Annotated in this window: 15 protein-coding genes and 1 pseudogene; 8 read left to right on the top strand and 8 right to left on the bottom strand. The window is 34.4% G+C overall.

Annotation, left to right across the window (positions count from 1 at the left end; all coding sequences use genetic code 11):
* Nucleotides 1-165 precede the first annotated feature (165 nt).
* Nucleotides 166-375 carry a hypothetical protein gene (locus tag BPMYX0001_RS06630; protein ID WP_016114037.1) on the top strand — a complete coding sequence of 70 codons (210 nt, stop codon included), beginning with the start codon at nt 166-168 and terminating at the stop codon, nt 373-375.
* 35 nt (nt 376-410) lie between these two features.
* On the opposite strand, the gene BPMYX0001_RS06635 is transcribed toward BPMYX0001_RS06630, so the two are convergent.
* The gene (locus tag BPMYX0001_RS06635) at nt 411-1187 is read right to left on the bottom strand and encodes a class I SAM-dependent methyltransferase (RefSeq protein WP_018781007.1); all 777 of its coding nucleotides are present in this window, start codon (nt 1185-1187) and stop codon (nt 411-413) included.
* 111 nt (nt 1188-1298) lie between these two features.
* Between BPMYX0001_RS06635 and BPMYX0001_RS06640 the strand changes: the two genes are divergently transcribed.
* Nucleotides 1299-2150 (top strand): YhfM domain-containing protein, encoded by an 852-nt coding sequence (locus BPMYX0001_RS06640; RefSeq protein ID WP_018781006.1) that lies wholly within the window; start codon nt 1299-1301, stop codon nt 2148-2150.
* Between the two features lie 53 nt (nt 2151-2203).
* Here BPMYX0001_RS06640 and BPMYX0001_RS06645 read toward each other — a convergent pair whose 3' ends face one another.
* The gene (locus BPMYX0001_RS06645; RefSeq protein WP_016131282.1) at nt 2204-2401 is read right to left on the bottom strand and encodes a hypothetical protein; all 198 of its coding nucleotides are present in this window, start codon (nt 2399-2401) and stop codon (nt 2204-2206) included.
* 308 nt (nt 2402-2709) lie between these two features.
* Here BPMYX0001_RS06645 and hmpA point away from each other — a divergent pair, with 308 nt between their 5' ends.
* Nucleotides 2710-3918 carry an NO-inducible flavohemoprotein gene (gene hmpA / locus BPMYX0001_RS06650; RefSeq protein WP_018781005.1) on the top strand — a complete coding sequence of 403 codons (1209 nt, stop codon included), beginning with the start codon at nt 2710-2712 and terminating at the stop codon, nt 3916-3918.
* Nucleotides 3919-3940: 22 nt separating this feature from the next.
* Here the strand turns inward: hmpA and BPMYX0001_RS06655 are convergent, their stop codons facing one another.
* Nucleotides 3941-4453 (bottom strand): Crp/Fnr family transcriptional regulator, encoded by a 513-nt coding sequence (locus BPMYX0001_RS06655; protein WP_033798759.1) that lies wholly within the window; start codon nt 4451-4453, stop codon nt 3941-3943.
* Between the two features lie 373 nt (nt 4454-4826).
* On the opposite strand from BPMYX0001_RS06655, the gene BPMYX0001_RS06660 reads away from it, so the two are divergent.
* A complete protein-coding gene (locus tag BPMYX0001_RS06660) occupies nt 4827-5051 on the top strand; it encodes a hypothetical protein (protein WP_003196257.1) in 225 nt (74 codons plus the stop codon).
* Nucleotides 5052-5343: 292 nt separating this feature from the next.
* On the opposite strand, the gene BPMYX0001_RS06665 is transcribed toward BPMYX0001_RS06660, so the two are convergent.
* The 3 genes from BPMYX0001_RS06665 to BPMYX0001_RS06675 all read right to left on the bottom strand — a co-directional run bounded on the left by BPMYX0001_RS06665 (nt 5344) and on the right by BPMYX0001_RS06675 (nt 7892).
* Nucleotides 5344-6144, bottom strand: coding sequence for a sulfite exporter TauE/SafE family protein (locus tag BPMYX0001_RS06665; RefSeq protein ID WP_018764237.1), 801 nt, complete (start codon nt 6142-6144; stop codon nt 5344-5346).
* A gap of 117 nt (nt 6145-6261) precedes the next feature.
* Nucleotides 6262-7260: an inorganic phosphate transporter gene (locus tag BPMYX0001_RS06670; RefSeq protein ID WP_006094199.1), complete on the bottom strand. Its 999-nt coding sequence runs from the start codon at nt 7258-7260 to the stop codon at nt 6262-6264.
* An 11-nt stretch (nt 7261-7271) separates the two neighbouring features.
* Nucleotides 7272-7892 (bottom strand): DUF47 domain-containing protein, encoded by a 621-nt coding sequence (locus BPMYX0001_RS06675; protein ID WP_000231447.1) that lies wholly within the window; start codon nt 7890-7892, stop codon nt 7272-7274.
* Nucleotides 7893-8204: 312 nt separating this feature from the next.
* Here BPMYX0001_RS06675 and BPMYX0001_RS06680 point away from each other — a divergent pair, with 312 nt between their 5' ends.
* Nucleotides 8205-10244 carry a transglycosylase domain-containing protein gene (locus BPMYX0001_RS06680; RefSeq protein ID WP_029426973.1) on the top strand — a complete coding sequence of 680 codons (2040 nt, stop codon included), beginning with the start codon at nt 8205-8207 and terminating at the stop codon, nt 10242-10244.
* A 70-nt stretch (nt 10245-10314) separates the two neighbouring features.
* Here BPMYX0001_RS06680 and BPMYX0001_RS06685 read toward each other — a convergent pair whose 3' ends face one another.
* Both BPMYX0001_RS06685 and BPMYX0001_RS06690 read right to left on the bottom strand, forming a co-directional pair.
* The gene (locus BPMYX0001_RS06685; protein WP_018764239.1) at nt 10315-10752 is read right to left on the bottom strand and encodes a hypothetical protein; all 438 of its coding nucleotides are present in this window, start codon (nt 10750-10752) and stop codon (nt 10315-10317) included.
* Nucleotides 10753-11152: 400 nt separating this feature from the next.
* On the bottom strand, nt 11153-12406 hold the full coding sequence (locus BPMYX0001_RS06690) for an ATP-binding protein (RefSeq protein ID WP_006094211.1): 1254 nt from the start codon (nt 12404-12406) through the stop codon (nt 11153-11155).
* A 134-nt stretch (nt 12407-12540) separates the two neighbouring features.
* Here BPMYX0001_RS06690 and BPMYX0001_RS06695 point away from each other — a divergent pair, with 134 nt between their 5' ends.
* From BPMYX0001_RS06695 to BPMYX0001_RS06705, 3 genes and pseudogenes are all read left to right on the top strand, one after another.
* Nucleotides 12541-13386 carry a DUF72 domain-containing protein gene (locus BPMYX0001_RS06695; RefSeq protein WP_006094213.1) on the top strand — a complete coding sequence of 282 codons (846 nt, stop codon included), beginning with the start codon at nt 12541-12543 and terminating at the stop codon, nt 13384-13386.
* Nucleotides 13387-13573: 187 nt separating this feature from the next.
* Nucleotides 13574-13720, top strand: a pseudogene (locus tag BPMYX0001_RS30380) (zinc ribbon domain-containing protein); the annotation flags it as partial.
* Between the two features lie 64 nt (nt 13721-13784).
* The gene (locus BPMYX0001_RS06705; protein ID WP_240516943.1) at nt 13785-14036 is read left to right on the top strand and encodes a hypothetical protein; all 252 of its coding nucleotides are present in this window, start codon (nt 13785-13787) and stop codon (nt 14034-14036) included.

Genomic DNA, 14036 nt, shown 5'->3' on the forward strand with positions numbered 1-14036 from the left:
TGGAAGGGAATCTTTTGTAAAAAGTACGTAAAAGTATAGAGGTTATGTAAAAATTTTTTGATAAATATGACAATTAGAACAGGAAGGCAGGAATCTTTTTTATTAATAGAGAATAATACTACAATCCACTTGCTGGAAAGAACAAACCAAAAAGAGGTGACGGAAATGCTTGCGATGGGTGTATTGTTCGGAATTATAGTAATTTGTGGTTTCATATGGTTATATTATTCGCGGTCATTTAAACAAGCAGAAGTGTTACTTTTTCAAAAAGGAAGTTTGTTGACAAGTCAATCCAGATACTTAGTATGTCCAAAGTGTGGAAGTGCACAGGCCAGAAGTGGAGGGTATCAAGAATGTTGCAAAATTAGGTTATGAAAGGAGAAAGCCTCACAAAATTATGTGAGGCTTTCTTAAAATTTTGTGGCACTCCAAATAGTCCAACGATCTTGTTCAATAATCGGAGCTATATTGTTTAGTTTAGAGTGAATGTGATGGAGTAATTGAGAAAGTTCATTGTCTGTTAATTCGTATAAAATGGATCGGCCTGTGCGTGGTGATAAATCTTGTAATAATGTTTCAATAGAATCATGGATTTTTCGCACTTCCCACATTGTTTGAAGGGGAAGTGGATACATGCCGTTTTGTGCGATTAGTTGTTGTATGTGCGTTGCTTTTGGTCTTCGCTTTTCCTCTATTTGAATGAGTTTAGGATAGATGGAGAAGAAATACCCACGAATATGTTCTGGGCTTCCAGGAATTGTACAATCTTCAATGGTACGATCTTGAAGAATGAGCATTCCATTTTTCTTTAAGATACGTGAGGCCTCTTGTAAAAATTTCGGGATGTCTTGTAAATGATGGATAACAGCACGAGAAACCACAATATCAAAAGTTTCATTAGCAAATGGCATATGGTGGGCATCACCATGAATAAATGAGATGTTTGGGACGGAAGCGCAATTTTCTGTTGCCGCTTGCAACATTTTTTTTGAGAAATCGAAGCCGATGACTTTGCTAGCTCTCATAAGAGCCAGTTCTTTCGTATAAATACCACCACCGCAGCCGATATCAATTATGTTTTTACCACTTACATCAATTATATTTTGAATCATTTCACACCAAGAGGAATCTGCTTTTCGCGTGGCGTAGGTGTACTTATTATGAGCATCATGAAAATTAATGGACATGTGAAAACCTCCCTTCGTATTTAGTATATCTTATTTCATCATACATAACGTTTTTGTTTCATTTTCAAGAACAATAAGCTTTTCTTATTGTTCTAGATAGGAGGGAAAAAGTTGAAAAGAAAATGGATGTTTTTCTTACTATTTTTTTTATTAGCATCGTGTAGTCAAGTTGAACAAAAAAAGGAGAAAAAACAAGTAGAAGAGACGGTGAATCCTATGCAGGAAAGTATACAAGTAACAATTATACAAAAAGGAAATCTTGAAAAGGTTTTAAAGCAAGAGGAAGCAAAGAAAGTGGTAGATATTATTAATAAAGCTGAGAAACAACAAATAACAGGGGGTTTTGGAGAACCAGAGTACGAAATCCAAATTGAGAAAAACGGAAAGAAGAAAATATATCGTGCATGGCTAAGAGGGGAATCTCGCCAAGGGTGGCTGCAGGATGAAAAAGAGACGTATATGCTTACAAAATCTGATACAGAGCAACTTTTATCTATACTTCCAGGTGCTACTGAGCAACAAAATGATGATACAAAAGTGAACGCTTTAATAGAAGTGACAAAAAAGGACATGCAAATTACTGCTTTTCATATTAAAACAGATGAGAAAAAAATAAAATACACAGTATTTTATACAATCTCGGATTCTTTATATAAAACTTTAGAAAAAGAAGGGGAGTATTATTTTCAATTGATCTTTCCTGAAAAAATGCAACAGGTAGTCGGAAAGAAAATGAGTGAAACTATTGCAGGAGAAAAAGTTAGAGAAGGATATAAACAATATGAAGTGAATCTTACTGTACCTATAGAGGGGGCATCAACTTCCCAGTTAAAAGCATTAGAAACTTATTATGATCATTATGATTTACAAGTATTGAATCATAAAAAAGAAAAAGTAGGTACGTTTCAAAATATTATTCAAATTGTAAAAGAGTATGGTGAAAAAATGAATTTGCAAAGATAGTCAAAAACTTTCCTAGGAAATGATAATAGAGTGAACCTAAAAGGTTCACTCTATTATTTTGTTTTGGTAGACGGCTCATTTAACGATTTTCGTGTAATAAGATAGGAAATCATAAGAGCAGAAAGAATAATAAGAATAATAAAGAGATGCTTTGGTAACAAATCTAATAGTAAGACATAGCCAACTGTATAAAAGATTAATGCCGAAGCTAAAAAAGAAAGGGCACTAATCATGAAAGATTGTAATCTCATTTTTGTCTACCTCCTTTCGTTATTAGTTTTGGCTAAAATTGGATGAAATAAACGTCATTTTTAATAATTGAACACGCTCTACAAAAAAAGAAATAAGCTATCCAAAATTTTGGTTAGCTTATTTCTTTTTTGGAAAAATATAAAGGTGTATATTTAATTCGTTAGTTTAGTAACAAATAGCGGGATAAATCTAAATCGTTCATATATTTTTCACAAAAACACCATGTTTATAGTGATTAAAATCACAACCTTCCATTTTGGCTTCGTTTACAATAACAATAGACAAGGAAATAGAGGAGTGGGATACAATGTTAAGTGAAAAAACAATGGAAATTGTAAAATCAACAGTACCATTATTACAAGAAAAAGGTGTTGAAATTACGACACGCTTTTATCAAATTATGTTCTCGGAACATCCAGAATTATTAAATATTTTCAACCATACAAATCAGAAAAAAGGAAGACAGCAACAGGCTTTAGCAAGCGCAGTGTATGCAGCAGCAACGTATATTGATAATTTAGAAGTTATTATTCCTGTTGTAAAACAAATTGCTCATAAACATAGAAGTTTAGGAATTAAAGCTGAACACTATCCAATTGTAGGGAAATGTTTACTACAAGCAATTAAAGAGGTTGCAGAAGCACCACAAGAAGTGTTAGATGCTTGGGGAGAAGCGTATGGTGTAATTGCTGATGCATTTATTAGTGTCGAAGCAGGAATGTATGAAGAGGCAGCGGAAAAAGAAGGTGGATGGAAAGATTTCCGTAACTTTATCGTTGTAAAAAAAGAGAAAGAGAGCGACGTAATCACATCATTTTATTTAAAACCAGAAGATGGAGGGAAGCTATCTTCATTCTTACCTGGTCAATATGTAACGATCCAATTAAATATAGAGGGTGAAACATATACACATAATCGTCAATACAGCTTATCAGATGCTTCTGGCAAAGACTATTATCGTATTAGTGTAAAACGAGAAACAGCTACAGAGACACCGGATGGAAAGATATCTAATTATTTACATGATCACATCCAAGAAGGAGATATTCTTCCATTAAGTGCACCAGCAGGAGATTTCGTATTAGATATGGATTCAAACTTACCGGTTGTGTTAATCAGTGGCGGTGTTGGTATTACGCCGATGATGAGTATGTTAAATACATTAATTGAGCAAGCTTCAAATCGTAAGGTATACTTTATTCACGCAGCATTAAATAGCAATGTGCATGCGATGAAAGAGTATGTACAGCAAGTAGCGAGCGACTATGAACAAGTAGAAGCATACACTTGTTACTCTTCGCCAACAGAACAAGACCTACAAATGAAAAACTTTGATAAAGAAGGTTTTATTGATTTAGATTGGCTGCAATCTATCATTCCTACGTCTGAAGCAGAATTTTACTTCTGTGGCCCGGTACCATTTATGAAGCATATTAATGCGGCTTTAGTAGAATGGGGAGTTTCACCTGAACACATTCATTATGAATTTTTCGGACCGGCAGCAAGCTTATCATAAGGCAAACAAAAAAAACGAGGTGTTAGTTTACCTCGTTTTTTGTTTGTTCTCGTAACAAGCGATTTACTGTTTCACGGCGTACACCGATAAGTTGGCCAATTTCTGTTTGTGTTAATATTTCATAAATGGGAATTTCTCCTAAATAGAGTGCGAACCACTCTTGTAGACGGTGGAGACGTTCTTTTGGAGAAACAGTTGTTAATTGATCGATTCGTTGCTGCATCATTCGCAATTTCGTTTGTAGTTGCATGGCGATGTCAGCATATAATTCTGGATTCTCCTGTAGTTTTTCGTACCATGTATTACATACAATGGGCTGGACCTCTGTCTTAATTAAAGCGATGGCTGTACCATGATATTCTTTCGGTGAAATTAAAGAATGGTGAGGAATTGTCTCACCAGGAACGATAATATTAAATAAAAATGGCGTTCCGTCTTCTTGTAACCGAACGACCTTTAATAGACCAGTTTTAATAAAATATAAAGGTCCTTCTTCACCTTGACGAAATAGTATATCCCCTTTATGTAGAATCAATGTTAGCACCCCATTATTTAGTTCTATTAGTTTATTGTAAGTGATATACATATAAATTTAAATACAAAAGGTGATGTATATATCCATTTTGATTTTCCAATATATAAATCGTTGCTATGAAGAACAAAATGTGACTGCACTCGTTTTTCTCTTTGCTTTCACTTGGTATGGGGCAAGAAGAGGGGCTGATTGCTTCTATGCATAGTCGGATGATCTCTCTCACTTACAAAGAAAGGTTTTATGTCAGTTTTTCAATTTGTATTTATATTGTTATAAACAGCAATTTTATTGACGAAACGTATGCTATTACAGTAGTATACTATTTAGTGTGTAATAGTACTAGCAATGAATACGCTGTAGGGGGTTTAGTATATTGTTAGATGCGAAAATGACTGATATGAAAATTCCAGCTAATGCTGTCATACATGTGGAAGAGATGAAAGGTGGAGTCGTTCTATCAGTTGAAATAGATGGTCAAATTATTTATACAATGGCTTATGACGAAGAAACGGATAGCTACGCTGAATTGTATGATAGAAATGATAAACGAGCACGTCAAGTCCATGAAGATTTTATGGGGTGGTCACTCCTTCACTAAAAGATGTCAATATGACATCTTTTTTTTGTTGAATCGATTGATTATACGAATTTATGTAATAAATAGATAAAGTTTGTAATAATTGATTTTGCATTGTTAGCATATTGTAAAGGCAAAGTGTCTTTTTTTTCGCTATCATAGGGGTAACAGCCCAGCTATAGGAGTGTGATCACCATGGACAAATTACATGTTTCAAATTTGATGTTGTTGTGTGTGTGTACAGTATTATGTTTTATTTTAGGGATGTTTTTGTATTCCTGCGTATGAAAAAACGCATTCTAAAAAGAACGCGTTAGAGGAAAGAACTGATAATCAGTTTGGTTCCAAGAATAATTAATGTGATACGCAATAAATTGATAATCGCATTACCGCTTAATTTTGTATTAATGTAAGCTCCGATTTTCCCGCCAATCCAAGCGCCAGGAATAAGAATCAATGCATAAATCCAGCTTACATTGCCAAGAGAAATATGAGTCAAAGAACTTACAATTGCTGATAAAAAGACAATAAACATTGAAGTTGCAACAGCAATTTGTGCAGGGAATGCAAAAAGAAGCATCATTGCTGGAACGAGCAATACACCGCCACCAATTCCAAATAATCCAGATATGAAACCAACTACAAATGCGATAATAATCGAAAGAAACGGTGGGAATTGATAATAAACGGTTTTACCTTCAGAATCCGTGAAAGATCGTTTAATAACAGTTGCATTTGAGAGGGAAAGAGGTTTCAATTTATCACGTAACAAGAGAAGGATAGATACAAAAATAAGGAAAATTCCAAAATATAAAGAGAAAGAATCCTGATTCAAAAATTTGTTTGCCCACGATCCAATAATCCCTCCAGGACCGCTCCCTATAAATAAAATAAGTCCACTTTTATAATCTACTCGCTTATGTTTCATATAAGTAAGAGTAGAGGAGAGACCAGTGAAAACTACGGTCACAATTGATGTTCCAACTGCGAGTTGTGGTGATAAACTATGCAGTCCAATTAGTAAAGGGACGATGATAATTCCTCCGCCAAGTCCTACTAGGCTTCCGACTGTTCCTGCGATTAATCCAATGAAAAGTAACATGATATATTCCAAAATTGCCAACTCCTCTGTATAACTAATCCAACATTCATTATACACACTTTTTGAAAAGAAATAAGATTGTTCACAAAAAAGTCGTCTTCCTAGAAAAATAAGGAAGACGACTTTTGATTAGAAAATTAAATGTAATAGATAATAGAATAGAGCAGCTAATGAAGCTGAAATTGGAAGTGTAATCACCCAGGTAATTAACATGCGCTTTGCAGTTCCCCATTTTACACCTTTTACACGATGTGAAGCACCTACCCCTAAAATAGAAGAAGAGATAACGTGCGTTGTACTAACTGGTAAATGAATAAATGTTGCTCCGAAAATGACAAGAGATGATGATAAATCAGCAGCTACACCGTTTACAGGACGAATTTTCATAATTTGTCCCCCAACAGTTTTAATAATTTTCCATCCACCGACAGAAGTACCAAGACCCATTGCAAGAGCACATGAGAATTGAACCCATAAAGGAATATCTCCAGAATTATGAAGGCCATTTGTCATTAATGCCATTGTAATAATACCCATTGCTTTTTGAGCATCGTTTGTACCATGTGTATAAGCTTGTAGTGCTGCGGTAAACACTTGGAATAAACGGAAGTTTTGATTCGTTTTCGTTAAATTAAAGTTTTTAAAGACAACTTTAAAAATACTATACACGATAAAACCAATAACAAATGCAACGATTGGTGAAATAATTAAAGCTTCAATAATTTTAATAAATCCTTTGAAATTAATTGCACTTAGACCAGCAGCAGCAATTGCAGCACCTGCGATTGCACCAATAATTGCATGCGAAGAACTACTTGGGATTCCATAGTACCAAGTAATTAAGTTCCAAACAATTGCAGCAAGCAGAGCGGCTAAAATAACATATGATCCATGTTCTAAAGCAAAAGGATCAACAATGTCTTTTGTAATTGTTTTTGCTACACCTGTAAATGTCATTGCACCTAAAAAGTTCATAATAGCTGCCATGATAATGGCTTGTCGTGGCTTCAAAGCTTTGGTAGAAACAGCTGTCGCAATGGCGTTCGCTGTGTCATGGAATCCATTAATAAAGTCGAAAGCTAAAGCACAAATGACTATTAAAACAGTTAAAATCAAGACTGTATCCATGATCAAACTCCTTACGCGTTCTTCATAATAATTGTTTCTAATACGTTTGCAACGCTTTGACAGCTATCAGCAACTTCTTCTAGCTCTTCATAAATCTCTTTGAATTGAATGATCTTGATCGGATCTTTTTCACGAGAGAATAAATGTTTAATGGCGTGACGACGAATATCATCACACTGTGATTCGTAATCCTTAATTTTAATTGCATTTGTGCGAATGTCCACTAATTTCTTATTCGACATAAGTTCAACGGAATTTGCAATTTCAATCGCACATTGATTAATTGCCTCCACAAATTTAATCATGTATTCATCTGCCTCTGTAATAGAATACATTTCGAATAAACCTGCACTGTGGTCTAATCCGTCTAGTACATCATCCATGCTCATTGCAAGTTGCAGGATGTCTTCACGTTCAATAGGAGTAATAAACGCTTTGTTTAGCTCCATAATGATTTCATGAATAAATGAATCACCTTTTGACTCATATTCTTTCATGCGCATAGAAAATTCTTTTAAATCGCTAGCATTTTTAATTTTATACTCCACGAAAAATTGCGCGCCTTCTTTTAAATTTTCAGAAACATTCATTAACATTTCAGAAAATTTATCTTTTTTAGATTTAAATACCATTATTGTTACCCCCACGAAAAGTAATATATGTAAAATATATTGGCTAGTCAATTCTAACAAAAAACTGTCGGTTTTTAAAACATTTTATCGAAAAGTTTACAAAAACTTAACATAATACATATTGATGCATTAATAATATTAATAACGACTAATGAATATCTTACTTGTAGAATGTCCTTTTCTTGCAAAAAGTATGAATGAGAAAGAAATACTTTACACTTGAAGAACTATTACGTTATTATAATAAATTCAAAAGGAGGGAGTTTCTTCCTTTTCCTGATGAAAGTGTAAATAAATGAAGGAAGTGAATAAATGAAATTGAACAACACTCATTTCAAGAAAATGCTTGAGTGGTTCAACAAGAGGAAGAAATTGCGCAATATATTATTAATTTTTGGCGGTTTTTTCGTTACCCTATTTATTGCGGTAAATATAATGATCTCCATTCAAGACATATCTGCATTAAAACAGGCTGTTCCGCAGCCAACACTTATTTATGATACAAATAAAGAAGTGGCAGCAAAGCTATCTTCTTCCAAGGCGGAAGGTATTAAAAGAAAAGATATTCCCGATATTATGATTCAAGCGGTTGTAGCAGTAGAGGACAAAGAGTTTTTTAGTCATCATGGTATTGACTATAGTGGGATTATGAGTGCCCTATTAAAAAATATTACGGCGGGAGAAGTAGTTGCTGGTGGCAGTACAATTACACAACAGCTTGCGAAAAATGTATTTTTAACACAAGAACGTACATTTTCACGGAAGTTTAAAGAGTATTTTTTGACGAAGAAGATAGAGCGTACGTATACAAAAGATGAAATTATTGAAATGTATATGAATCAAATTTATTTTGGTGAAGGAGCTTGGGGGATAAAAAAAGCAGCGAAATCATATTTCGATAAAGAAGTAAAAGATTTAACAATAGCAGAAGCTGCGACAATAGCAGGATTAATTAAGGCACCATCAACCTATTCACCATATAAAAATTTTAATAAGTCAATTGAAAGACGGAATGTTGTTTTAGCACTAATGAAAGAGCAAGGGTATATTACAGAAAATCAATACAAGAAAGAGCAAGAGACAGGCCTTGCATTACGACGAGGTGTTGATGATAAGTATAAAGGAAAATATTCGCAGTATGTGGATTATATTGTACGTGAGGCAATGGAGAAATATGAATTGACGCAAAATGAAATTTTAGCTGGTGGATATCGTATTTATACAGAACTTGATCCGAAAAAACAACAAGCAGTAGAAGATGTTGTGAATAATGATAATTATTTCCAAGGGAGTAACGCTGATCAGCTTATGCAAACGGGCGTTGTTTTGATGGACCCGAAAACTGGTGGTGTACCCGCACTAGTCGGCGGGAGGGGGACGTATCAATTTTTGCAATTTAACCATGCAACGCAATTAAAAAGGCAACCTGGTTCAACCCTAAAACCTTTTGCCGTATATGTACCAGCATTAGAACAAGGATATGAAGTGTATGATGTTTTAAAAGATGAGCCGCTTAATATAAAAGATTATGCGCCCCAAAATAGTGATCATGCTTTTCATGGTGATGTTACAATGTATGAAGCGATTGCTAAGTCCTATAATGTACCAGCTGTTTGGTTGTTAGAACAAATTGGATTGGAAAAAGGTTTGAAGTCATTAGAGCGTTTTGGTATCCCACTACAAGCAGAAGACCGTACTCTTCCTATTGCTTTAGGGGGAATGCATACTGGAACTTCTCCGTTTGTAATGGCTCAAGCTTATGCTACTTTTGCTAACGATGGTGTACAAGTTGAAGGGCATGCAATCCGGGAAATACAGAATGCTGAGGGAGAAACAGTTGGGAAATGGTATAAAAAAGAAACCCGTGTAACGAGTGAGAAAGTTGCTCAAAAAATGACGTACTTATTAAAGGGTGTTGTTGAAAAAGGAACGGGTGAAAAAGCAAAGGTGAAAAATATTGATACTGCTGGAAAAACGGGAACCACTCAGCTTGTGGATGGTCCAAGCAGCGGAGCGAAAGATTCTTGGTTTGTTGGCTATACACCGGATTTAGTGGGAGCTATTTGGATAGGATATGATAAAACAGACAGTGAGCATTATGTGCCAGGTGGTAGTCAAATTACAACGACAATGTTTCGAGATATTATGAAAAAAGCTGATGAAAACCCTAGTCAAAAAGCATTTCAATTATCACTTATATCAGAGGCTGACTATTCGAAACAATTAAAGACAATTGAAGAAGAAAAGAGAAGAAAAGAAGAAGAGAAAAAGCGTCAAGAAGAAGAAAAACAGAGAAGAGAACAACAAAAAGAATGGATTGATAAAGTAAAAGAGTGGATTCCATTTTTGTAAAAATAAAAAGAGGCGAATGATTATATTCGTCTCTTTTTTTATGAAGGGAAAAAAATTTTTAGCAGGTGTATTATTGTTCATTGAGACGAATGATTACGTTGGAATGGGATTGTGAAGTGTAAATAATGGAAATTGTTCCTTTGCTAATTGGCTCATAAGGTAGGTCTTCTTCGTATTTTCCAATATTTTTATTGTGAATGGATAATGTAATTTCATCGATTTTCTGATTTTTATATTGTTCTTTAATTTTTTTAGCAATCTGATTCAGGTCATGATGGGAAGCAGCTTTTGTAATAATCATTCCTTTGATAACTTTTTTTTCTTTAGATGAGGAAGAAGATAGAGGGACTGTATTTTGTTTTGCATATAGTAGCTCATATGGAGCTATATTGCTGTTTTCTGCTGCTTTTGATGTAGCCGTATATTCTAAAGTTAAAAAGAATGCTGAGCATAAAAATATACATGACATAAGGGAAATCCAAAAGCGTATTGACAATAAGACGTTCATTTTCATCCCTCTTTCATATCATTGTCTTCTTTATCTATCATACAAAATAAGCGTTAAGCTAGAGTAAATTTGAAGTAAAGAAACGTAAAGAAGGAAATCAAATATTTAAGATGAGATGAATAGCATCTAGTTATTCCTTATTGTGTATGTATGTTAGATTTGGAATGGAGGAAGAGACAGCAGTTAGAAAAGTGAAAAAAGAAACAGGAATAGACATCGAACGAATTAAGCTTTGTGGCATTTCTCATGAAAGAGGAATAGATAATACATATTGATTAGGGGAATGGATTGGCGGAGAGCTAATGACGTGTGCTGAAAGTTTACAAATCGCATATTTTGAATATATTTATTTGATTATATCAGTGGGGCTTCATCCCCACTGATTATTTTTAGGGAGATGCTATAAGCCAGCCCCTTTTTGTGCTAATGGAATTGAGATGATAAATGTTGTTCCGTTTTCATTACTAGAAACTTTTAAAGTTCCATTGTGATTTTGAATGATTTTTCTTGTTACTGATAATCCGAGTCCAGTTCCTGCATCTTTTGTAGAGAAGAATGGATCAAATATATAGTCTTGAATCGCTGGAGGAATACCAGTTCCATTGTCTTGGAAAGTAATGCGAGCAAAATTATCCAAACGATGACTAGTGATTTGAATGGACAAAGGTTTATCGCTTTTTGCATCCACAGCATTTTGAAATAAGTTTAGGAAAACTTGAACGAGCTCATGTCGATCAATATTCACTAATATGTCTTCTAAATCGGAGGATAAATTATATTCAATAGAAATGTTATGCAAAAATACTTCACTAGCTAGTAGCTGTTGGATATATTCACGTAAAAAAGTATTGATGGGAAATGGTTCTCTTTTAAATTCGTGTGCTTTTGAAATAGATAAAAATTTCGTGATGATACTATTGGCACGATCTAATTCAGGAATGAGTAAATTTTGAAAAAGCTCTTTATTAGAAGGTGAAACACTTTCTTGTAAAAATTGTAAATAACCGCGTACTGTTGTAAGTGGATTACGAACTTCATGTGCAATTCCAGCTGCAATTCGACCCGCTAATGCAAGTTTTTCAGCATCACGTTCGGTATTTAAATAATGAAAGACACTAATCACACGGAAGATCTCTCCATTATAGTCACGAATAATTCGGTTATTAGAAATTCCATAATTTGTATCTAACACTTCTTCGTTATAAATTTCTTTTCCGCTTCTTAATGTTTCTAATGCCTTAATTTTTTCTTCAGGTAGGTTTAATAACTGTTGAATCGGTTTGCCGATGATATCGCTCCGTGATATTCCCAAATCATCTACTGCAGATTGATTACATAATGTAATGATGCCTTTATTGTCAATAAAGGTGACATGATGCGAAAATGCATCAAAAATATGAACAAAGTGCTTTTCAAGTTGCTCAAATAGAAATAAGGAATCGCAAGTTAGTACAAGGTTTGATTCTCTCTCTTGCTTTGGTATGCGATTGATGGAATGAGAAGTCCCTTTTTTATGTAACTGTAAACCTAGTTGTGAGTTTTTATATGTAAAATGATGTGGTAGTTGATTCACCAACTGCTCATAAAACTGTACTTTTCTTTCTAATTCTTTTATTTGCTTTTCATGAGATAAAGTAGTATCCTCTTGAATCATAAATAAATAACTCCTCAATTTAAAAATTCTTCCATCTAGTATATCATATTTTATAAAGATGCTCTTGAAGAAGATTGAAACTTTGTTAATTAGGTGTGTACGGATTTATAGAAATGGGATAAGGAGGAGAAAAGGTGATTTCTATTGGATTAACAGGATGGGGAGATCATGATTCTTTATATGCAGATTCCTATGAAAATAGAAATAAATTGCGAACATATAGTGAGTATTTCCCTATTGTTGAAGTAGATAGTTCATTTTATGCTATGCAACCGGTTCGAAATTATATGAAATGGGCGGGGGAAACGCCAAAAAATTTTTCGTTTGTTGTTAAAGCGTATCAAGGGATGACGGGACATATGCAAGGAGAGATTCCATTTTCAAATATTGATGAGATGTTTGAAATATTTAAACAATCGATTATTCCGCTTCAAGAAGCGCATAAATTAAAGGCGATATTATTCCAATATCCACCTTGGTTTGATTGTCAGAAGAAAAATGTAGATTTACTTCGTTATACAAAAGAAAAGATGGAAGGCTTACCATGTGCCATAGAGTTCCGAAATCAAACGTGGTTTCATCCTAGTATGCATGATAAAACGTTGCAATTTTTAGAACAGGAAGAATGGATTCATACGATCTGTGATGAACCACAAGCTGGCATTGGTTCTGTTCCACTTGTATTAGAAGCAACTCATCCTGAAATGGCACTGATACGCTTTCATGGTCGTAATATTCATGGATGGCTTGATAAAGGAGAAAATTGGCGAGCAGTTCGCTGCTTATATCGTTATAATAAACAAGAGCTAGAAGAATGGACAGAGCGATTACATACATTGCAGAAAAAGACAAAAAACATATATGTACTATTTAATAATAATTCAGGCGGGGATGCTGCTGATAATGCAAAACAACTCATGGAGATGATGCATATTACATACGGCGAACCAAAACCGGAGCAACTCAATTTATTTGAATAAACGCAAAAAAGAAAAACACTGTACAAACAGGGGGAATGTACAGTGTTTTTCTATATGAAAAAGAGGGGTAACAATGTTACTGAGCGTTTGGTTGATTCATCAATTGTTGGCTTCTTAATAAATGATAATGGTTATCATTATCGTTGTCAATATTTTTTCGTAAATAAAATAAAAAACTTGATGTTTATGTGGAAATCGTGTGAAAAAATCACTTTCTATTCGGACGCATATTTGTGCAAAGTGTGGAACGGTATTAGACAGGGATCATAATGCAAGTCTAAACATTTTGCGAAAAGGGTTAGAACAATTACTTGTGAGAACGACTGAAGACTGAAACTGTAGGGCAAGGTTGTGTCCAAACAGTATAAACGACGCCTGTGGAGAGTATGTAAGACTGCTTGGATTCTCAAGCAGCAACACTCTATGAAACAGGAAGCCCCTTCTTCAAACGACTCGTAAGAGTGTTAAGGAGGGGTCATTCACTTGAAAGTGGTAAACAAGCTGAAGAAATATTAAGGAATCAACGTGCAGACGTAATAGCAATCGGAAGGCCTTTATTAGTAAATCCATTTTGGAGCGTCAACGCATCGAAAAGTTTAAAAGTTGAAATAGATGGTCCTGGTGTATATAAGAAGTATTGGTACGCTTAA

This window comes from Bacillus pseudomycoides DSM 12442 (assembly GCF_000161455.1).
GTDB lineage: Bacteria > Bacillota > Bacilli > Bacillales > Bacillaceae_G > Bacillus_A > Bacillus_A pseudomycoides.

Bases quoted from the DNA above. Each gene is read 5' to 3' on its own strand.
- BPMYX0001_RS06670 (WP_006094199.1), bottom strand. From the start codon at position 7,260: ATGGATACAGTCTTGATTTTAACTGTTTTAATAGTCATTTGTGCTTTA.
- BPMYX0001_RS06635 (WP_018781007.1), bottom strand. From the start codon at position 1,187: ATGTCCATTAATTTTCATGATGCTCATAATAAGTACACCTACGCCACG.
- BPMYX0001_RS06690 (WP_006094211.1), bottom strand. From the start codon at position 12,406: ATGATTCAAGAGGATACTACTTTATCTCATGAAAAGCAAATAAAAGAA.
- BPMYX0001_RS06645 (WP_016131282.1), bottom strand. From the start codon at position 2,401: ATGAGATTACAATCTTTCATGATTAGTGCCCTTTCTTTTTTAGCTTCG.
- BPMYX0001_RS06685 (WP_018764239.1), bottom strand. From the start codon at position 10,752: ATGAACGTCTTATTGTCAATACGCTTTTGGATTTCCCTTATGTCATGT.
- BPMYX0001_RS06680 (WP_029426973.1), top strand. From the start codon at position 8,205: ATGAAATTGAACAACACTCATTTCAAGAAAATGCTTGAGTGGTTCAAC.
- hmpA (WP_018781005.1), top strand. From the start codon at position 2,710: ATGTTAAGTGAAAAAACAATGGAAATTGTAAAATCAACAGTACCATTA.
- BPMYX0001_RS06630 (WP_016114037.1), top strand. From the start codon at position 166: ATGCTTGCGATGGGTGTATTGTTCGGAATTATAGTAATTTGTGGTTTC.
- BPMYX0001_RS06675 (WP_000231447.1), bottom strand. From the start codon at position 7,892: ATGGTATTTAAATCTAAAAAAGATAAATTTTCTGAAATGTTAATGAAT.